Source organism: uncultured Clostridium sp., from assembly GCF_934754925.1.
In the GTDB taxonomy this organism is placed as follows: Bacteria; Bacillota; Clostridia; order Clostridiales; family Clostridiaceae; genus Clostridium.
This window is the reverse complement of the sequence record NZ_CAKVJA010000006.1, coordinates 1-21,734: the sequence shown is the minus strand read 5'-3', so window position 1 is coordinate 21,734 and position 21,734 is coordinate 1. Positions and strand designations below refer to the sequence as shown.

18 protein-coding genes and 1 tRNA gene are annotated in these 21,734 nt (G+C 29.3%); 16 read left to right on the top strand and 3 right to left on the bottom strand.

All coding sequences use genetic code 11. The annotated features are described in order from the left end of the window. Positions 1-6 precede the first annotated feature (6 nt). Together guaB and guaA are read left to right on the top strand one after the other, a co-directional pair. Positions 7-1,461 carry an IMP dehydrogenase gene (gene guaB, locus Q0G30_RS03960; protein ID WP_294386824.1) on the top strand — a complete coding sequence of 485 codons (1,455 nt, stop codon included), beginning with the start codon at positions 7-9 and terminating at the stop codon, positions 1,459-1,461. A 169-nt stretch (positions 1,462-1,630) separates the two neighbouring features. Next, entirely contained in the window at positions 1,631-3,172 is a 1,542-nt protein-coding gene (guaA, locus tag Q0G30_RS03955; RefSeq protein ID WP_294386822.1) for a glutamine-hydrolyzing GMP synthase, read from the top strand. A gap of 58 nt (positions 3,173-3,230) precedes the next feature. Here guaA and Q0G30_RS03950 read toward each other — a convergent pair whose 3' ends face one another. Beyond that, entirely contained in the window at positions 3,231-3,428 is a 198-nt protein-coding gene (locus Q0G30_RS03950) for a winged helix-turn-helix transcriptional regulator (protein ID WP_366013458.1), read from the bottom strand. A gap of 71 nt (positions 3,429-3,499) precedes the next feature. On the opposite strand from Q0G30_RS03950, the gene Q0G30_RS03945 reads away from it, so the two are divergent. The 9 genes from Q0G30_RS03945 to ligA all read left to right on the top strand — a co-directional run bounded on the left by Q0G30_RS03945 (position 3,500) and on the right by ligA (position 15,757). Next, positions 3,500-4,030, top strand: a complete 531-nt coding sequence (locus tag Q0G30_RS03945) for a flavodoxin family protein (RefSeq protein WP_294386819.1) — start codon at positions 3,500-3,502, stop codon at positions 4,028-4,030. A 212-nt stretch (positions 4,031-4,242) separates the two neighbouring features. Continuing rightward, entirely contained in the window at positions 4,243-5,067 is an 825-nt protein-coding gene (locus tag Q0G30_RS03940; RefSeq protein ID WP_294386816.1) for a M15 family metallopeptidase, read from the top strand. Positions 5,068-5,166: 99 nt separating this feature from the next. After that, the gene (locus tag Q0G30_RS03935; protein WP_294386814.1) at positions 5,167-5,922 is read left to right on the top strand and encodes a DUF6241 domain-containing protein; all 756 of its coding nucleotides are present in this window, start codon (positions 5,167-5,169) and stop codon (positions 5,920-5,922) included. A gap of 208 nt (positions 5,923-6,130) precedes the next feature. Then, positions 6,131-7,483: a glucose-6-phosphate isomerase gene (locus Q0G30_RS03930; protein WP_294386811.1), complete on the top strand. Its 1,353-nt coding sequence runs from the start codon at positions 6,131-6,133 to the stop codon at positions 7,481-7,483. A gap of 12 nt (positions 7,484-7,495) precedes the next feature. Then, a complete protein-coding gene (locus tag Q0G30_RS03925) occupies positions 7,496-7,939 on the top strand; it encodes a YaiI/YqxD family protein (RefSeq protein WP_294386808.1) in 444 nt (147 codons plus the stop codon). A 152-nt stretch (positions 7,940-8,091) separates the two neighbouring features. After that, entirely contained in the window at positions 8,092-10,092 is a 2,001-nt protein-coding gene (locus tag Q0G30_RS03920) for a triple tyrosine motif-containing protein (RefSeq protein ID WP_294386804.1), read from the top strand. Positions 10,093-10,222: 130 nt separating this feature from the next. Beyond that, complete coding sequence (locus Q0G30_RS03915) at positions 10,223-10,939, top strand: pseudouridine synthase (RefSeq protein ID WP_294386802.1); 717 nt, start codon at positions 10,223-10,225, stop codon at positions 10,937-10,939. A 420-nt stretch (positions 10,940-11,359) separates the two neighbouring features. After that, positions 11,360-13,687 carry a DNA helicase PcrA gene (pcrA, locus tag Q0G30_RS03910; protein WP_294386800.1) on the top strand — a complete coding sequence of 776 codons (2,328 nt, stop codon included), beginning with the start codon at positions 11,360-11,362 and terminating at the stop codon, positions 13,685-13,687. 84 nt (positions 13,688-13,771) lie between these two features. After that, positions 13,772-15,757, top strand: a complete 1,986-nt coding sequence (gene ligA, locus Q0G30_RS03905) for an NAD-dependent DNA ligase LigA (RefSeq protein ID WP_294386796.1) — start codon at positions 13,772-13,774, stop codon at positions 15,755-15,757. 52 nt (positions 15,758-15,809) lie between these two features. On the opposite strand, the gene Q0G30_RS03900 is transcribed toward ligA, so the two are convergent. Beyond that, complete coding sequence (locus Q0G30_RS03900) at positions 15,810-16,094, bottom strand: hypothetical protein (protein ID WP_294386793.1); 285 nt, start codon at positions 16,092-16,094, stop codon at positions 15,810-15,812. Between the two features lie 215 nt (positions 16,095-16,309). Here Q0G30_RS03900 and Q0G30_RS03895 point away from each other — a divergent pair, with 215 nt between their 5' ends. Then, positions 16,310-17,803, top strand: a complete 1,494-nt coding sequence (locus Q0G30_RS03895) for an ABC transporter substrate-binding protein (protein ID WP_294386790.1) — start codon at positions 16,310-16,312, stop codon at positions 17,801-17,803. Between the two features lie 63 nt (positions 17,804-17,866). On the opposite strand, the gene Q0G30_RS03890 is transcribed toward Q0G30_RS03895, so the two are convergent. Further along, a complete protein-coding gene (locus Q0G30_RS03890) occupies positions 17,867-19,516 on the bottom strand; it encodes a hypothetical protein (protein ID WP_294386787.1) in 1,650 nt (549 codons plus the stop codon). Between the two features lie 123 nt (positions 19,517-19,639). On the opposite strand from Q0G30_RS03890, the gene rph reads away from it, so the two are divergent. The 4 genes from rph (at position 19,640) to Q0G30_RS03870 (ending at position 21,732) form a co-directional block, all read left to right on the top strand. Next, on the top strand, positions 19,640-20,383 hold the full coding sequence (gene rph / locus Q0G30_RS03885; RefSeq protein ID WP_294386785.1) for a ribonuclease PH: 744 nt from the start codon (positions 19,640-19,642) through the stop codon (positions 20,381-20,383). A gap of 1 nt (position 20,384) precedes the next feature. Further along, positions 20,385-20,987 carry an XTP/dITP diphosphatase gene (locus Q0G30_RS03880; protein WP_294386780.1) on the top strand — a complete coding sequence of 201 codons (603 nt, stop codon included), beginning with the start codon at positions 20,385-20,387 and terminating at the stop codon, positions 20,985-20,987. Between the two features lie 101 nt (positions 20,988-21,088). Then, positions 21,089-21,565 carry a metallophosphoesterase gene (locus tag Q0G30_RS03875; RefSeq protein ID WP_294386777.1) on the top strand — a complete coding sequence of 159 codons (477 nt, stop codon included), beginning with the start codon at positions 21,089-21,091 and terminating at the stop codon, positions 21,563-21,565. Between the two features lie 94 nt (positions 21,566-21,659). Further along, positions 21,660-21,732, top strand: a tRNA-Pro gene (locus Q0G30_RS03870). Positions 21,733-21,734: the final 2 nt, after the last annotated feature.

The following is a 21,734-nucleotide window of genomic DNA, read 5'->3' as shown; positions in this document are numbered from 1 at the left end:
TTAAGTATGGCAAGAATATTAAAAACAGCTTACACATTTGATGATGTATTATTAGTACCAAACAAATCGGAAGTTTTACCACATCAAGTTAGTTTAAAAACTCAATTAACAAAAACAATAACATTAAATATTCCGTTGATGAGTGCAAGTATGGATACAGTTACTGAATCGAAAATGGCTATAGCTATGGCCAGAGAAGGTGGAATCGGAATTATTCATAAAAATATGCCAATAGAAGATCAAGCAAGAGAAGTTGATAGAGTTAAAAGACAAGAAAATGGAGTAATAACAGATCCAATATTCTTAAATGAAGACCATACTGTAAGAGAGGCATTAGAATTAATGGCTCAATATAGAATCTCAGGGGTTCCGGTAACAAGAGGAACTAAATTAGTTGGTATAATAACTAATAGGGATATAGTTTTTGAAACTAACTATGATAAAGAGGTTTCGGATGTTATGACAAAGAGTCCTTTAGTAACAGCTCCGGAGGGAACTACTTTAGATGAGGCGTTAGAAATATTAAAAACTCATAAAATAGAAAAGTTACCTTTAGTTGATAAAGAAAATAATCTAAAAGGACTTATAACAATAAAAGATATAGAAAAAGTTAGAGCATATCCAAATGCAGCAAAGGATTCAAGAGGAAGACTTCTTTGTGGGGCATCAGTTGGGATAACTAATGATATGATGGAGAGAGTTGATGCTTTAGTTAAAGCTCAAGTTGATGTTATTACACTAGATACAGCACATGGTCATTCAAAGGGTGTTATTGAAGGTGTTAAGAAGATAAAAGCTAAGTATCCTGAACTTCAAATAATTGCTGGTAATGTTGCAACTGCAGAAGCTACAAGGGATTTAGCAGAAGCTGGGGCTGATTGTGTTAAGGTTGGTATTGGACCAGGATCTATCTGTACAACAAGAATAGTTGCAGGGGTAGGTGTGCCTCAATTAACTGCGGTAATGGATTGCGCTGAAGAAGGAAGAAAATATGGGGTTCCTGTAATTGCTGATGGTGGATTAAAATATTCAGGAGATATAGTTAAGGCTTTAGCTGGTGGAGCATGTGCATGTATGATGGGATCAATGCTTGCAGGATGTGAAGAAGCCCCAGGTGAAATGGAAATATATCAAGGAAGAAGCTATAAAGTTTATAGAGGAATGGGATCTTTAGGAGCTATGGAAAAAGGTTCATCTGATAGATATTTCCAAAATGGAACTAAGAAGTTTGTTCCAGAAGGCGTTGAGGGTAGAGTTGCATATAAGGGTGTAGTAGCAGATACTTTATATCAATTAATCGGTGGAATAAGATCAGGTATGGGATATCTTGGAGCTGAAACTTTAGAAAATTTATATGAAAATGCAGGATTTGTTGTTCAAACTGCATCAGGAATAAGAGAAAGTCATCCACATGATATAAATATCACAAAAGAAGCACCAAACTATAGTGTTAGAGAGTAATTTGTAGTTAAGGAATAATTTAAAATAGATAATAGTGAAGGTAAGTTAAAAAGAAAATTTAATTTCCCGCTATTATCTATTATATATAAATAAAGAAATATAATTCTATTTTTGTTGAAAAATGTATAATTTTACGAGATAATTAAAGAAAAACATTAGGAGGATTCTAATGAATAAAGAATTAGTATTAGTACTTGACTTTGGGGGCCAATATAATCAATTAATTGCAAGAAGAGTTAGAGAGTGTAATGTATATTGTGAGGTTCATCCTTATAATTTAAGTGTTGAAAAGATAAAAGAAATGAATCCAAAGGGAATTATCTTCACAGGTGGACCAAACAGTGTGTATGGTGAAAATTCTCCTTTATGTGATAAAGAAGTATTTGAATTAGGAATACCTGTACTTGGTATTTGTTATGGTTCACAACTTATGGCACATGTTCTTGGAGGAAGTGTTGCAACTGCTCCAGTAAGTGAATATGGTAAAACTGTAGTAAAAGTTGATAATGAATCAAAATTATTTGCTGATGTACATGAAACGACTATTTGTTGGATGAGTCATACTGATTACATAGAAAAATCTCCAGAAGGATTTAAAATAATAGGTAATACTCCAGTTTGTCCAGTAGCAGCTATGGAATGTGAAGAAAAGAACCTTTATGCAGTTCAATTCCATCCAGAAGTTATGCATACTGTAGAAGGAACTAAGATGTTATCAAACTTTGTTTATAACATTTGTAAATGTTCAGGAGATTGGAAAATGGATTCATTTGTTGAAAAGACAATTGAAGAAATAAGAGAAAAAGTAGGAAATGGTAAAGCATTATGTGCATTATCAGGTGGAGTTGATTCATCTGTTGCAGCAGTACTTTTATCAAAGGCTATTGGTAAGCAATTAACTTGTGTATTTGTTGATCATGGTTTACTTAGAAAAGATGAAGGTGACGAAGTAGAAGCTATATTTGGACCAGAGGGACAATATGATTTAAACTTCATAAGAGTAAATGCTCAAGAAAGATTCTATGAAAAATTAGCAGGAGTAGAAGACCCAGAAACTAAGAGAAAAATTATAGGTGAAGAATTTATAAGAGTATTTGAAGAAGAAGCTAAGAAAATTGGTGCTGTAGACTTCTTAGTTCAAGGCACAATTTATCCAGATATAATTGAAAGTGGATTAGGAGAATCTGCAGTCATTAAATCTCACCATAATGTTGGAGGACTTCCTGACTACGTTGATTTTAAAGAGATAATCGAGCCATTGAGATTATTATTTAAAGATGAGGTTAGAAAAGCTGGATTAGAGCTTGGAATACCAGAAAAATTAGTGTATAGACAGCCATTCCCAGGACCAGGACTTGGTATTAGAATAATTGGTGAAGTAACTGCTGAAAAGGTAAGAATAGTTCAAGATGCAGATGCAATTTACAGAGAAGAAATTGCTAAGGCGGGATTAGATAAATCTATAGGACAATACTTTGCGGCTTTAACTAATATGAGATCAGTTGGGGTTATGGGTGATGAAAGAACTTATGATTATGCAATTGCTTTAAGAGCAGTAACTACAAGTGATTTCATGACAGCAGAATCTGCTGACCTTCCATGGGAAGTACTTGGAAAAGTAACAACTAGAATAGTAAATGAGGTTAATGGTGTAAATAGAGTATTCTATGATTGCACTGGTAAACCACCAGCTACTATTGAATTTGAATAATATAAAAACAGTGGGAACCATTTATTTTAATGGTGTCCCACTATTTTTATATAGAAGTTTATTTTGGTTCCCATCCTTCAGGAATATGCTCGTGACCCCACTTACATAGTGCAGACATAATAGGAATAAGAGAATATCCTAATTCAGTAATAGAATACTCAACTTTTGGTGGAACTTGTGGATATTCTTTACTATGAATTAATCCATAAGCTTCAAGTTCTTCTCCTTTTGGATAGTATCTAACATATAAGTGCATACTATCAATTTTATATAATTTAATAGTATAATAATTTACAAGTAAAAAAGTAATTATTATGAGGTGTTAATATGAAGATTACAATATTAAATGGAAGTCCTAGAGCAAATGGTAATACAGAAATCATGGCAAAAGAATTTGAAAAAGGTGCAAAAGAAGCAGGTCATGAAGTTACATTAATTAACTTGGCAGGTAAGAAGGTAACAGGATGTCTTGGATGCCAATATTGTTTCTCTCACAATGGAGAATGTGTGCAAAAAGACGATATGGCAGATATATTACAGGTCTTAGATAAAACAGATTTAGTAGTATTTGCATCTCCTATTTATTGGTTTGATATTACAGCCCAATTAAAATGTGTGATTGATCGTATGTATGCTAGAGGAAAGATTGGATTTAACTTTACAAAGACAGCGTTATTATTAGATTCTGGTGCAAATGGTGTGTATGAAGCAGCATTAGCTCAGTATAAAGCAATGTGTTCTTACCTTAAATGGGAAAGCGTTGGAGAAATCTGTATACCTAATATGACTCAAAAGGGTAGTATGAATACATCTGCAATGCTTCAAAATGTTTATGAACTTGGTAAATCACTTGAATAATAGATAATAAAACTCTTACTGATTTTATGAAGTTATAAATGTGTTATTATGGGGATATAAATAATAATTAATATAAAGGTATAGTAGTTTAATAATAACTGGAAAAATATGTATTTAAGTGTTATAATACATATTGAATATTATTAAAGAGATGATATATGTAGAGTTATTAAATAAATTATATAGTTATAAATTATATTAAGGAGAATACTATGAACAATATTTTTAAAAGGTGGGGAGCTGCTTTAGTAGTTGGGATAACTACACTTGGAATTGGGGTAGGGTGTTTAATAAATAGCAGACAGAATGCATTAGGGAAAGATAATTATGGTGTCAATGCAAATAGTAGTGAAGTTTTATTAGGCAATTCAAAAAAGGGAATTTTACAATATGGAGATATAGAAGGTAATTACAAGGAAATAGAAAAACTAGAAAGTTTATTGAATAATGAATATTTTATTTTAATTAATAAAGATAATAAATTACCTGAAAATTTTGTTCCAAGTAATTTAAAAAAGTCTGAAGCAAAGTTTTTAGATTATGTTGAAGATGATAATTTAGAAATTGCTACAGCGGATGCAGCAAAGAAAATGTTTGATGCAGCTATGAAGGATGGAATTTTATTAGTAGGGGTATCTGGGTATAGGAGTTATAGTGTTCAAAAGGGATTATATGATACTAGAATAGAGAAAAATGGAGAGAAAAAAACACGTGCATATACAGCAGAGCCAGGTGCTTCAGAACATCAAAGTGGACTAGCTATAGATATTTTATGTGATGAGTATTCAATTTTAGATGAGGGATTTGAAGATACGGATGCATTTAGATGGCTTAATGAGAATTGTTATAAATATGGTTTTATATTGAGATATTTAAAAGGCAAGGAAGATATTACAGGATATAATTATGAGCCTTGGCATTTTAGATATATTAATAATGAAGAAGTTGCTGAATATATAATGAATAGAGGATTAACTTTTGAGGAATATATAAATGAGATAGAAAATAGAATTAAAGATTTAAAGAATTTAAAATAAAGTTAAAAATTATCGCAAATAAATGTTTTTATAAACCATAAATGTAATAATATGGTATAATTATTGTATAACTAGATGTTAATTGGGAGGGATGCATTTATGGGGAAAAGTGTTAGAGAAAGATTAAATGAAACTATTAGGCGTGATAAACTAGAGATTAATGAGTATAGCAACAAGAGTAAACAGGGCGATATTGTAGAAAATAAAGCCGAAGAAGAGATAAAGTCACAAGAAGTAATACAAGATAATAGTGATATTACAAAGATGTTAGATGATAATGAGATTATAAAAGGATTAGTAGAGGGTAGTACTAAACTTAAGGATGATTTACCAGAGGAAGATGAGGATCTTGAAGAGGAAAATCTTAATGGGAAAAAATTAGCTGTAATACTTATAGTATTAATAATATCACTTTCAACAATATTAGTATTATGGAGTAATGGATATGAGATTGTTAATTTTGCATTTAATAAAGTAAGTGAAATTAATGAGAGTAAAGAAATAGAGAAAAAAAATGAAATTATAGAAAGTGAAAGTGTTGCTGTATCATCTATGGATTTAACTGAATGTTATGAAAAGGTCCATTATATGGCTAATACTATAATAATAGCAGATGATGGTCAGGTATGGGGGCAAAGCGAAATCAGTAGAGATTCCGTTAATGAAATGATTAATGAATTAAAGGGCCAAGACGATTATCTATCAGATGAATTAAAAAAATGGTTAAGCTTGGATTTTTCAAATGGTGTTGAAGTTCATAATTATGTATGGAATAAACTTGATGGAAATATAGGAAAAGCTAAAGAATTAGACGAAGAAAAAATTCAACAAGTAATTAAAATAATGAAAGAATAATTTATATTTAGATATTTTAAGTTATTGCATAAAGTTACAGAAATAAACATAGTTTTAATAAAATATAGGGTTAGGTATTAAAAAATGTTAACTACTATTAATTAATGACAAAAAATAAGTGAATTAAATATTGTTAAAATTGTTAGTGTAAGAAAAATTATGATATAATAAAGATTGTTAAAATCCCATATTATTTGGAGGTATGAAAATGAAAAATGGTTTAAGTTTAGATTTATCAAAAGTTCAACCATATGCATCTTTATGTGAATTAGATAAGATGGAAGGGATGGTTAAATGGGCTCACGATACAATTCATGAAGGTACAGGAGCTGGTAATGACTTTTTAGGATGGGTTGATCTACCAGTTAATTATGACAAAGAAGAATTTGCAAGAATACAAGCTGCAGCTAAAAAAATTCAATCAAACTCAGATGTTTTAGTTGTTATAGGTATAGGTGGTTCATACCTTGGAGCAAGAGCTGCTATAGAAATGTTAACAAACAACTTCTATAATATGTTACCAAATAACAAGAGAAAGACTCCAAAGGTATTCTTTGTTGGAAATAACATAAGTTCAACATATATAACAGAATTATTTGAAGCTATCGAAGGGTTAGATATATCTGTTAATGTTATATCTAAATCAGGTACTACAACTGAACCTGCAATCGCATTTAGATTATTCAAGGACTTCATGGAAAAGAAATATGGAGTTGAAGGGGCAAAAGAAAGAATATTTGCTACTACAGATAAAGAAAGAGGAGCTTTAAAAGGTTTAGCTGACCAAATGGGTTATGAAACTTTTGTTGTTCCAGATAATGTTGGAGGAAGATTCTCTGTTTTAACAGCTGTTGGATTATTACCAATTGCAGCTGCTGGAATAAACATTGAAGAAATAATGCAAGGTGCTGCTGATGCAAGAGAAATTTACTCTAATCCTTCATTAAAAGAAAATGCTTGTTATCAATATGCTGCTATGAGAAATGCTTTATATAACAAAGGTAAGGCAGTAGAAGTATTAGTTAACTATGAGCCATCTTTACACTATTTCAATGAATGGTGGAAACAATTATATGGAGAATCAGAAGGTAAGGATCAAAAGGGTATATTCCCAGCAGCAGTTGATTTCTCAACTGACTTACATTCAATGGGACAATTCATCCAAGATGGTAATAGAATAATGTTTGAAACAGTTCTTAATGTAGAAAAGGCTACTAAGGAAATAATTATAGAAGCTTCTGAAAATGATGCAGATGGATTAAACTTCTTAGCAGGAAAAACTGTTGATTTTGTTAATAAGAAAGCATTCCAAGGAACTTTATTAGCTCACAATGATGGTGGAGTACCAAACATGGTATTAAATATTCCAGAATTAAATCCATACTACTTTGGACAATTAGTTTACTTCTTCGAAAAGGCTTGTGGAATAAGTGGATACTTATTAGGGGTAAATCCATTTGACCAACCAGGAGTTGAAGCATACAAGAAGAACATGTTTGCTTTACTTGGTAAGCCAGGATATGAAGAGTTAAAAGCTGAATTAGAATCAAGATTAAAATAATTAGTTTACAAAATGAAAATTATAGTTGATGGAGATGCCTGTCCTGGTATCTCCATTATTACAAAGATAGCAAAAGAGTATGGTTTGGATGTTATAATTTATTGTGATATTAATCATTACATAACAGTAGATTATGGAGAAGTTAGAGTTGTTGATAGTGGATTTCAAAGTGTAGATATGAAAGTAGTAAATGAATGCACTACTGGAGATATAATAATTTCTCAGGATTATGGAGTTGCAGCTATTTGTCTAGGAAAAAAGGCGGATGTAATTAGCCCGAAGGGATATATATATACAAATGAAAATATTACAGCAATGTTAGAACAAAGGCATTTATCTCAGAGGATAAGAAGGGGTGGAGGAAAAACCCCTAATACTAAGAAAAGAACTATTGAAGATGATAATAGATTGGAAAAAAATTTATCATATTTGTTGAAAAATAAAAATATAGAATAAACTGTAGAAAAATATCTATAGTTTGTTCTTTTTTTTATATATATTAGACAAATTTCAGTTTTTATTTTAAAAAGGAAATAGTATAATTGAAATAGAAAATTATGTAAACAATAATGAACTTAAGTATATAGCATATGGTGAGGTGGATAGAGATGAAAGAGGTTTTAATTGATTTTGACAATAAAAGCCCTGCTGATTTAAACAAAAATATAAATATTGCGGCATTTTTAACTGAAAACGATGATGTTGAATATAAGTTTATGGAAGGTATTGAGGGGATATGGAAGCCTATACAAGACTTTTCAAAAAGTAATATTTGTACATGGAAACCTACTAAACCAGGGAAATATATGATAATGGTTCAGGGAAAATCAACTAATTGTAAGAATGCATATGACTATCTTGGTAGATCAGAATATGAAATAATAGAAAATTCTAATTTGATTATGAATGTTGAAATAAATAAAAATAAGATAAGTGTTGGAGAAAAGTTACATATTAATGTTGTTACAAATCAAGAATTAGTATTGTATAGATTTTGGATAAAAGGTGAAAAGGATTGGGAAATTTTAAGGGATTATACTACAGAAAATGAATTTGTTTTTACAGCTACAAAAGCTGGTAATATGGAAATATTAATAGAATGTAAAAGAGTAGATTCTGAAAGAAATGTGGATGATTTTAAGACTGTAAAGTTTGAAGTTAAGGAGTTAGAGAAAATAGAAATAACAAACTTTTTATGTTTGACTAATAATATATTGGTTAATGAGGAACTGATTTTTAAAGTAGAAACGAATTGTGAAAAAGATAGGTCTCTATTATATAAATTTTTAAAAATAAACAAAGAGGGAAAAGTTACATGTATTCAAGATTTCTCTTCTAAGAGTATGGTTACTTTTAAGGAAAAATCACCAGGGGAGTACAAGCTGCTATGCTATGTAAGAGATATGTTCTCTGTTAATTCATTTGATGATAGAGCTGTTATTGTTTATAATGTAAATCCATATAATGAAGTAAAAATAAGGTCCTTTAAAGGTGACATTAAATCGCCACAAGCTGTTGGAGTGGAAGTGAATTTGTTAGCATTAGTAGATGGCGGCAGGGAATTAATATATAGATATATTATAGAAGGGCCTGTATCAGAAGATAGCGGTTATATAAGGGGAAATGAATTTACATGGGAGCCGAGAAATGAGGGTAAATATAATATAACTCTTAAAGTTAAAGATATTTCATTTGAAGGAGATTATGAAGATACAACATCTATTCAATATGAAATTTATAATAAAGGTGAAAAACCAGTTAGAATAGTTGATGTTAAGTGTGATAAAGGAAGAAGATGTATAATAGGTGAAACTATAAATATTAAGGTTAAAGCTGACGGAGGAATTAAGCCATTATATAAATTTACAATATATAAGGATGGTATAGAAAAAGAAAAGATAGATTATGGAGCAAATAATTGGGTTAACTTTATACCAACAGAGGCTGGAGAATATGAAGTTGATATTAAAATAAAAGACGAATTTTCTTCAAAAAGCTGTGATGCATCTACATCCTTATTTATTGAGGCAAAGAATTATGTAGCAGCAGATATTGATTATATTTTATTAAACAGTAAAGAAACATATTTAGTGGGAGACACAATTAATGTTGAAGTAATTACTAAAAATACAAAAGAAACTTTAACTAAATTTGTAACTAAAATAAATGGATATGAGATAGAGAATACTGATTTTATAGATAAGAAATCAATAAAGATAAAACCAAAATGCCCTGGGAAATATACTTTTATAATATATGCAAAAAACGTTAAATCAACTGAAGAATATGATAGTAAAAAGGAAGTTTCTGTTTATGTTCATGAAGTTATGCCTGTAAATTCAACTAAACTACAAATATTATCTAATGAATTTAAAATAGGAAATGAAGTTACTTTTGAAGCTACATCTAAAGGTGGAAAAGAAGTTTGTTATGAATTTTATATTATGATAAATGGTGAGTGGACTTTAGCACAAGGATATAGTAGAAAAAATTATTATACATTTGTTCCATTTAAGAATGGACGCTATAGGGTACTAGTTTTAGACAAAAGCTTTCATAAGAATGTCTCTTATGAAGACTACAATATAGTAGAGTTTGAAATCAATTAATTTCCATAAAATGTATTGACCTCCGGGGAAGAGACAATATATGGAATTCTCGGAGGGTATATTTTAAATTCTTGCAATTGGGAGATATTAATAATAGAATAAGCTATATAAAAGTTTTACGAGGTGTTTTATGGAAAGACTAGATAAGGTACTATCTAATTTAGGTTATGGTACAAGAAAAGAACTTAAGAAAATTTGCAGAAGTGGATTAGTTGAGGTTAATGGAGAAATAGCCAAAGATAGTGGAATGCAAGTAGATCCTGAGAATGATAAAATTATTATTAATGGGGAAGAAATTTTCTATAGAAAGTTTATTTACCTAATGATGAACAAACCAGATGGTGTAGTATCAGCTACTTATGATAATAGAGATGAAACTGTAATTGACCTATTAGAGGTTGAGCATCAAGTCTTTGAACCATTTCCAGTAGGTAGATTAGATAAGGATACAGTAGGATTATTATTATTAACTAATGATGGAGAATTAAATCATAGATTAATATCTCCAAAGTGGAAAGTTGATAAAGTTTATTATGCAAAAATAGATAAAAAAGTTACAGATGAAGATATAGCTAAATTTAAAGCTGGAATAACATTAGATGATGGATACCTTTGTAAAGAAGCAAAACTTGAAATATTAAATTCAACTGATGATGGTTCAGAGGTTATGATTACTATTCAAGAAGGAAAATTCCATCAAGTTAAAAGAATGTTTGAAGCTGTAGGTAAGAAAGTTACATATTTAAAGAGAACTGAATTTGGTACATTGCCTTTAGATGAAGATTTGGAGGAAGGCGAATATAGAGAACTTACGGATGAGGAATTAGCTATATTAAAGAGTTTTTAACGAAAGAAAACAAAAAGCGATAGAAAAACATCCATATGTATAAAAATAGCAAGATATTTTTCAAAAATCCCTTGCAATATAAAACTTTCTTTACTATAATATTAATGCAAGGATAAATAAAAGGAATTAAATAGCCCCCTTTTTATTTATTGCTTATTGCTGAAGCGCAACCTGGCCCCAAGGGTTGCGTTTTTTTGCGTCTAAAAATAGTTAAGTAAATGATTTCAAGATGTTTTTATATTTATTAAATTTTGAAAAATATATAAAGTTTGTTAGGGTAATCTCTATTATAATACGTTTTTTAAATTTAATTAATTATGGTAATAATATATACTAACTATGTTATAATAATTTTTATATAGATTGTATGTTCGATTAAAAGATATACTTTAGTCGTGAAAATGAAGGGAGGATGTTCTTTTGGATTTAAAATCTTTACTAAATAAAGAACAATATGAAGGTGCAGTAACTGTAGAGGGACCTGTACTTATTTTAGCAGGAGCAGGTTCAGGTAAAACTAGGGTTTTAACGCATAGAATGGCTTATATGATAGAAGATTTAAAGATTTTTCCTTATAAAATATTAGCAATAACATTTACAAATAAAGCAGCTAAAGAGATGCAGGAAAGGGTTCAAGCACTTATAGGGGATAAGGCTAATGATATGTGGATATCTACATTTCACTCAACTTGTGTAAGAATATTGAGAAGAGAAATAGAGAAGCTTGGATATAAAAAGAATTTCACGATATATGATGGAACAGATCAAAAGACACTTATTAAAGAGTGTATAAAAATTCTTAATATAAATGATAAGGAAATAACTGAACAGGAAATAATGGGTAAGATAAGCAAAGCAAAGGATAATATGCAAAGTGCAGATTCTTACTATAGAGAGCATGAATCTAACTTTAGAGAAAAGAAGATTGCTGAAGTTTATAAAATGTATCAAAAAAGGTTAAAAGAAAATAATGCCTTAGACTTTGATGATTTAATTTGTAAGACAGTAGAATTATTTAAAAAGAATCCAGAAACATTAGAATTTTATCAAAGAAAATTCCAATATATTATGGTAGATGAGTATCAAGATACTAATGGAGCTCAATATGAGCTTGTAACATTACTTGCAGCAAAGCATAGAAATATTTGTGTTGTAGGGGATGATGACCAGTGCATTTATCAATGGCGTGGTGCTGATATTAAAAATATCCTTGGCTTTGAGAAGGATTATCCAGATGCAAAAGTAATAAAGCTTGAGCAAAATTATCGTTCAAAAGCTAATATATTAAATGCAGCTAATGTTGTTATAGTAAATAATTCAAATAGAAAAAGTAAGGTTCTAAGAACAGAACAAGATTCTGGTAATAAGGTTAAAGTATATAGAGCATATTCAGATGGAGATGAAGGTACATTCGTAGCTAATCAAATAGAAAAAATAAAGAAAGAGCAAAATAAACAATATAAAGATTTTGCTATACTTTACAGAACTAATGCTCAGTCACGTATATTTGAAGAAAGTTTAAGAAGGTCAGCAATAGCTTATAAGATTGTTGGAGGAACTAAGTTCTATGATAGAAAAGAAATTAAGGATATGTTAAGTTATTTAAAAGTTCTAGTTAATCCTTCTGATAGTATAGCATTAAGAAGAATAATAAATGTTCCTAAAAGGGGAATTGGAGATGCAACTATTCAAAAGGTTCTAGATTTTGCAGAGGCTTATGAATTACCTTTATGGGATGCATTGTCAGAAGTTAGAACTATTCCAACATTAACTGCAAGAAATTGTGCAGGTATTGAAAAGTTCATGGAGCTTATGGAAAATCTAATGATGATATCAGAAACTGTACCAGTATCACATTTAATTGAGACGATTTTAGAAGATACTGGCTATATTAAGGAACTTGAAGCTTCAAAACAAATTGAAGATAAGAGTAGAATAGAAAACTTAAAAGAACTTGTATCTGATGCTGTGGATTTTGAAAAAAATTATGAAAAGGAAAAGGCTGCAGGATCAAGTGAATTTGATATAAATAAAACACAATTAGAAGCCTACTTAGAAAAAGTCTCTCTTGTTCAAGATACAGATAAACTTGAGGATGAAGAAGATGAAAATGGTAGCGTTGTTTTAATGACTATTCATAGTGCAAAGGGATTAGAATTTCCAGTAGTATTTATGGTTGGAATGGAAAATGGAATATTCCCAGGGCAAGCATCATTTAATAGTGATGCTGAAATGGAGGAATCAAGAAGACTTTGCTATGTTGGTATAACTAGGGCGAAGGAAACTTTATTTATGACTTCTGCTGAAGTTAGAAGAGTATTTGGTAGAACAGTTGCTTATCCTCAATCAGACTTTATTTCAGAAATTAAGCCTGAACTTAGAGAGTATGTTACAATGACTGGTGATAGTAAAGATGTAACAACGGCTTCCGGTGCTAGAACAGTAAATGGTAGGTTTAAACCATCTTACAGTAATCCACATAGTTTAAGAAGTAATTATGGAACTTTCGAAAATAGAAATTTTGGTGGAGGAAATACTGCAAGTTTAGCATTGAATAAAAATACAACAGCAGCTACAATGACTAGCACAGAAGCTACTATTGGAAGAAAAGTAAAGCATGACAAATTTGGTGAGGGAACAATAGTTGCAGTATCAGATGTAAATGGAGATAAAAAATTAACAATAGCATTTAATCAACAAGGAGTAAAAATGCTAATGTTATCAATGGCAAAGCTAGAACTTTTATAAGAGTTATAAGTGATAAGTGGTAGGCTTAAGGTTAAACTCTTAGCTTATCACTTTTAATTTGTAGATTAAGAAAGGGAGATTTAAATGGATAAAAAGATTCGTGTGGAAGAACTAGTTGAACTTTTAAATAAATATGCCTATGAATACTATTCTTTAGACAATCCATCGGTATCTGATAAAGAATATGATATTAAGTATGATGAATTAAAAGCTTTAGAAGATGAGACAGGATACATATTACCTTATTCACCAACACAAAGAGTAGGGGATGTAGTTCTTCAAGGTTTTAATAAATACACTCATAAAGGAAGACTTTGGAGTTTAGATAAGGCTCAAAGTTTTGATGAAATAAGAGATTGGCATAATAGAAATGTTAAGTTTGTAAATGACATGAATTCTAGGGGAGAAAATTTACCTGAACTTAGATATGTTATAACGAAGAAATTTGATGGGCTAACTATTAACTTAACATATAATGAAGAGGGAATTCTTCAAACAGCAGCAACAAGAGGAAATGGTGAAACTGGAGAGGAAGTAACAGCTCAAGTTAAGACAATAAAGGAAATTCCATTAAAGACTTCAAGAGGTGATTTATTTGAAGTTCATGGTGAAGCAATAATGACTGTTGAAGCTTTTGATAAATATAATGCTACATCAGAAACACCTCTTAAAAACTTAAGAAATGGTGCGGCTGGAGCTTTAAGAAATTTAAATGTTAAAGAAACAGCTAGAAGGGGACTTTCTGCATTCTTTTACGATGTGGGTTACAAGGAAGGCAAAAACTTTAAAACTTATGAAGAAATGCTTAACTTCATAAAAGAAAAGGGACTTCCAATGGATGATTATATAAGATATGCAACTAATCTAGAAGATGTAGAAAAATATATAAATGAAATTAAGGATATGAGATTTGATTTAAATTATGACATTGATGGAGTTGTAATCGCAATAGATGATATAAGAACTAGAGAACTTTTAGGCTATACAGTTAAGTTCCCTAAATGGGCAATTGCATTTAAATTTGAGGCTCAAGAAGCTACAACAAAACTTTTAGATGTTGAATGGAATGTTGGTAGAAGTGGTAGAGTTGGTCCAACAGCAATACTTGAACCAGTTGAACTTGCAGGGGTTACAGTTAAGAGGGCAACACTTAATAATATGGATGATATTAAGAGAAAAGGTGTAATGATAGGTGCAGATGTATTTATCAGAAGATCTAATGATGTTATTCCAGAAATTATGGGAGTTGTTGAATCAAGCTTAGAAAATGCTATTGAAATTAGGGTGCCAGAGACTTGCCCAGCTTGTGGAAGTCATTTAATTTTAAATGGAGCTCACTACTTCTGTGAGAATACATTATCATGTAAACCACAAATGGTAAAAAGTATAGTTCATTTTGCTTGTAGGGATGCAATGAATATTGAAGGGTTTTCTGAAAAAACAGCAGAACAGTTATTTGAAAAACTTGATATAAGATCAATTGCTGATTTATATAAGTTAAATTATGAGGAATTATTAACTTTAGATAAATTTGGACCAAAGAAGGCACAAAATTTATTAGATTCTATAGAAAGAAGTAAAACACCTGAATTATATAGATTTATATATGCATTAGGTATTCCTAATGTTGGTGTTAAAACAGCTAAGGATTTAGTTAATAAATTTAAATCAATAGATGGATTAAAGAATGCCACTTTTGATGAATTAGTATCTGTACAAGATGTTGGTGATATAGTAGCCAAATGTGTTTTAGAATTTTTCCATGAAGAAAAGGTATTAGATACTATAGATGAGTTATTAAAGCTTGGAGTAAATCCTTCATTTGAGGAGCAAGTTATAGTAGAAAGTTCATTTAATGGTAAAACTGTAGTAGTCACAGGAACTTTAAAAAATTACTCTAGAGGCGATATAAAGGCTAAACTTGAAGCGTTAGGTGCTAAGGTTTCTGGAAGTGTAAGCAAAAAGACGGATTATGTTATAGCTGGAGAAGAAGCAGGATCTAAATTGACTAAGGCTCAAGACTTAGGTGTTACTGTATTAACAGAAGAAGAATTTGAAAAAATGATTTAATATATTTAATAAAAAGGTAGTTATAAGTTTTAAAAATTATAACTACCTTTTTTTACTTTATATTATCGTCAAATTTTATAATATTATCTTCTTCATTAGGTATTAAATCATCCATTAAAAAATTTGTATCTAAAGAAGGTTCATCTTTATTTAATGTTTTTTCAAGTGATGAAATACTTTTATTTATTTTTTCAAGTAAAAAAATTTGAATTCGCTGATTCTTAGCCATTTTAAGAAATGCTATGAAAGACCATATTCCAATAAACATAAAGCAAATCATAAAAATAATAGCCACTGATTGGAAAATTATCTGAACTACTTGCATTGCAGTTGTCATATCTTAGTACCTCCATAAATTTGTAAAAAGAAACTCACCCTTTTATACGATGAGTAAATTAGATTAATCAAATATGAAATTTTGAATCTTACTTAAAAGATTATATCATAAATTGGAAATAATGCTATAAAAAATATTAACTTATGTTTAAAAAGATTAATTCTTAATAATTATGTCTATAATTATAAAAAAGTATGTAGAAAGGAGAAATTAATTTGAAAAAAATAATATTAACTATTTCTATTTCTATTGTAACTATAATTATTTTATTGAGCTTTATAGATAGAACTCCTCAACAAACGTCAGGTAATACTGCTGATATTGTTTATTCGATAAATAATATACCAACAAATTTAAAATCTATAGGAGATTTAGATAAAAGACAACAAGATATAGTTTGTGCAACTAGTAAGGGACTAGTAGAGCTTGATTTTGAAGGAAATATAAAACCTTCATTAGCAGAAAGTTATGAAGTGAATGATAATGGATTAGAATATATTTTTAAAATAAGAGATGATATATATTGGAGCAACGGGAATAAGATAACACCAGAAGATATTGTATCTTTTTTTAGAGAAATAATTACAGAAGATAATGAAATATCAGCATTGTTAAATGTTTTTGGAGTAAAGGAATACTTAGAAAGCGATAAAAGCTTCAATGAGACAGTTGCAATTACTTATGATGAAAATAATATAAAAATAAGATTAAATTCAAAAGATGATGGATTTATAGAAGAATTAACAAAACCACAATATAGATTAAGAAAAGATGTTTTGTTTTGGGAAGAGATAGCTTTAAATTATAAAAATATTCCTTATTCAGGAGATTATTATATTTATGATATAAATGAAGATCAGATTACTTTAAAAAGAAGTGATATGGCTAGTGAGGAATTAGCACAAACAATACATTTAGTTAAGGATGATAGTGAGGATCTAGCATTAGCAGCATTTGAAATAGGAGATAGAGATATTGTAATTAATCCACCTAAAAGTCAGTTAGAAAGATTAAAAAAGGAAGGCAAATTAGTTGAGGTTTCATCGGACGAAGCATTATATTTAGCTTTTAATATAAATAATTCCAATTTTTCTAATGAGGTAAAAAATGAAATTTACAGGTTAGTAAATGAGGCTATAGAAGAATACCAAAATCAAAATAATATATTAGTTGAACTAGCAGAATGTAGTTATTTTAGAGAGGATAAAGAAGATTTAACTAAGCTTCAAAGCAGAAATGTTATGGTAAATACTGAAAAAGATATAACTATGCCTTCTAAGATAGTTTTAGTGGCTAAGGAAAGTTTGGAAAATAAGGATATAACTAATTATATCTATAATTGGTTTAAGAATAACACTGATATTACAATTGTAGTTAACTTATTATCAGAAGAAGATATGAATTTAATTAGTGAAAAAAATTATTATGATATTGCATTGGTTAATGCTTATGCGAAATTAGATGATGATGAACAACTTTTAAATACTATTTCTAGTTTTCTTCCAAAGGAACAAAGAGAAATGATAAATAATTCAAATTCAAAAGCTGAGAAGGAAGAGTTGTTTGCAGAAATAGAAGAAGATTTATTTAATAATTATAGGATATTGCCATTGTTATTTTATAATGACACAATAGCTGTTAATAGTGCTATTGATAATTGTATATTAGATGGAAATGGTAATATAGATTTTGAAAGTATAAAAAGATAAAAGGAATAATCAAGGAACTATGTAGATTTCTTGATTATCCCTTTATTTTATATTGGATAATAATTAATTCTTATCAGATTCTATAGTATCTTCCCTAGAAGCATCTAAACCTTGTACGGGCATTTCTTTAACAGTTTCATTGACTATTACCTCTTCAGGAATAATATCAATAACTTCTACAGAGGAATCAACTGGATTTTTAATGGTTTCTTCAGTTTCAATGGATACATCAGAAGTTGTGTCTATGTTTCTAATTGATTCTTCCTGTAATGGACTAATATCAGTAACGGTAGTTGATTTATCATCTAATAAGCCTAATTCATCCATATATTCATCTTTGAAAAAATGAATAAGTAAAAAGAAATTTAAAAAATTTCTATAACTATCAAATGTATTTTTACTAACAGAAAATGAATCTTTACGCTTATTATAAGTTATATATTTATTAAAAATAGGAGCATTGCCGGTGCTCTCAGGAGTAGGTATATTAGGCATCCTAAAGTAAGTTTCATCAACCATATCATTAGAATTTAAAGTAAATCCACGATATCTTTCATAATCATCTAAGGTTGGAGCTTCGGGCCAACTTGTTATTAGGCCAGAATTAATAACAAATTTTTTATATATTGTAGATATCATAACTTTATATTCATTAGAAGTACTAATTATATTTTGATAAATAATAAATGCTAGAATATAAAATGTAATATCAAAACAAGAATATTTAATTTCTTTTTTTGAAGAAAGTTTATAAAAAGCACCTTTTTCTTCATCATATAATGTATATAATCTATTTATAATTTCGGTTGTTTTTTCTGAGAAAGTTAATATTTTTGTATGTTTATAAGATAAGGTTAAAACTATAGAGCATAATGATGCAGTGTCTAAGGAATCAATGTAATAATCCTTCTCATCAAATTTACACATAGCATAGTCAGCAAGATCTATAATTAAATCCTTTAATTCATCGTTATTATTATCATTATAGTTATATAGAATGTTTAAAGATAATAAAACTTTACATATCTCGTCTAATGAGCAATCATAAATTTGATCTTTGAAGTCACAAAACATTTTTAAAATTTGATTTGAAAATTCCTTATATAGCTCAGAAGATTCATCATTAAGGTTTTTTATAGAATACAAATAATATGCAAGCATCATAAAGGCTTGATCCGAAAATTTGAATTTTTTATCTTTATCAACTAAATTAAAATTCTTAGAATTATTTTCTAATAAATTTTTTTTGTCTGCAAATACACCTTCACTATTTCTTAAGTGGGTTGAATAAAAATCAAGTTGATCCTTGGTTAAGTTTTTATATATTTCATTTATTGAATATATATTTTTGTCTATATTTTCAAAGTTTCTATAGTAATCTAATAATTCTAATAGACATAATGACATTAATGCATTAGTACTTGGGTTAATTTCCTTTTTAAAAGTTTCTTCATCAAATCCGTTTGAATTTTTGCTATGAATAAAGGTCGGAGAAGCCTTTCTATACACACATAATAGTGGAGAAAAATTACTATTTGTGGTAATATCAATTGAGGAAGATAATTTATTATACTTTTTTATTTGAGAGACTAAACCACATCTTGAGTTTAGTACAATAGTTTTTACTGCTTCTTTAGATAAATAAAAAAGTTGTCCGTTAATTTCCTTTTCGGAAAGGCTGTTCATCCTAAAAAATGGCCCAATATATCTCAAATTTTTCACCTCTTAATTAATCCTTATATTAATATTATGAGTAGAGTGAGAATTTGTTGCATTATTTTTAAAAAAAGGAGAAATTTATATATATAAGTAAGCATTAAAATGGAGGAATTATAAATGAGAAGTGACGGAAGAAAAAATGACCAAGTTAGACATGCAAAAATAACTAGAAATTATATAAAACATGCAGAGGGATCAGTTTTAATTGAAGTTGGGGATACTAAGGTAATTTGTACTGCATCAATAGAAGAGAAAGTTCCTCCCTTTTTAAAAGGTACTGGAGAAGGGTGGATAACAGCAGAATATAATATGCTTCCACGTTCTACTTCAACAAGAAAACCTAGAGATATATCAAGATTAAAGATTGATGGTAGAACTATGGAAATACAAAGATTAATAGGTAGAGCATTAAGATCAGTTGTAGATTTAAAAGCATTAGGAGAAAAAACTATTTGGATAGATTGTGATGTAATTCAAGCAGATGGTGGAACAAGAACTACATCTATTTGTGGTGCTTTTGTTGCATTAGTTGATGCTATGAATAAGCTTCATAAACAAAGACCTTTTAAAGTATATCCTATTAGAAAGTTTTTATGTGCAACTAGTGTAGGTATTGTTGGAGAAGAAAAATTACTTGATTTATGTTATGAAGAGGATTCAACAGCAAGAGTTGATATGAATGTTATTGGAACTGATGAGGGAGAATTCGTAGAAATTCAAGGTACAGGAGAAGAGGCTCCATTTAATAGAAAAGAATTAAATGAATTATTAGATTTAGCGGAAAAGGGAATAAAACAAATGATTCAATTACAAAAGGAGAGCTTAAAAATGGATTCTCTATGGATTGGAACAGGAGAGTAGTATGAGAAAAATAGTTTTAGCTAGTAATAATATAAAAAAAATAAAAGAATTAAAAGAAATACTTAAAGATTATCCTTATGAGATTTATTCATTAAAGGATATGAATATTGATATAGAAGTTGAAGAAGATGGTTTAACTTTTGAAGAGAATGCTAAAAAGAAAGCTGTAGAAACACATCAATATTTATTAAATAAAGGTGAAAAAGGTTTTATAGTTTTATCAGATGATTCAGGATTAGAGGTAGATTGTTTAAATGGAGCACCGGGCATATATTCAGCTAGATATGCCGGGGAACATGGAAATGATTATAACAATAATATTAAGTTGTTAAAAGAAATGAAACACCTTAAGGGTGACGATAGAAGAGCTAGATTTGTTTGTGTAATAGCAGTAGTATTTGAAGATGGTAGTATTAAGAGTGTAAGGGGAGAAGTTGAAGGAACTATTATAGAAGAGTTAAAAACAGAAGGTGGATTTGGTTATGATCCATTATTTTTCTATAAAGGATTCAATAAAACTTTTGGAGAGGCAACACCAGAAGAAAAAAATGAAATATCTCATAGAGGAAATGCTCTTAAGAAACTTAAAGAAATATTAATTTAATAAAAATTGTAATTTAAAAAGGTGTGCATTACATAAAATTTTATATTTTACTGTAGTGCACAATTTATATTATTAATTAATTAATGAAAGGATGGATTATAATGCTTATTGCAGTTATAAGTGATTCTCATGGTAATAGAAATAGTATAAGCAAAATAAAGAAAAAAATAAGTAATGCACAAGTACTTATTTTTTTAGGGGATGGAGAAAATGACTTAAATGAAATCACAGAAGGATTTAGTGGAGAAGTATATGCTGTTAGAGGAAATTGTGATTTTGATGGCAAATATCCAGAAGAAAGAATAATAGAAATTCAAGGGAAGAAAATCTTTATATGCCATGGACATAAATATGGTGTTAAGTATGGATATAATTCCATTTATTATAGAGGAAAAGAAGTAGGAGCAGACATAGTTTTATTCGGTCATTCTCATTTACCTATTATTGAAGAATATGATGGATTAATATTGATGAACCCAGGAAGTGTTTCTCATGGAATGGGTAAGATTGATAAGACATTAGGGTATATTGATTTAATTGATAATAAGGAACCAATAGTATATATAAAGGAATTATAAAATAAATTTAAAAAAAATAAAAAAAAGTATTGACGTATTAAAAATCATCATGTAGAATAATCATTGTCGCTGCGAGATGTAGCAATGTGATTACCGGGGTGTGGCGCAGATGGGAGCGCGCGTGGTTTGGGACCATGAGGTCGCAGGTTCGATCCCTGTCACCCCGACC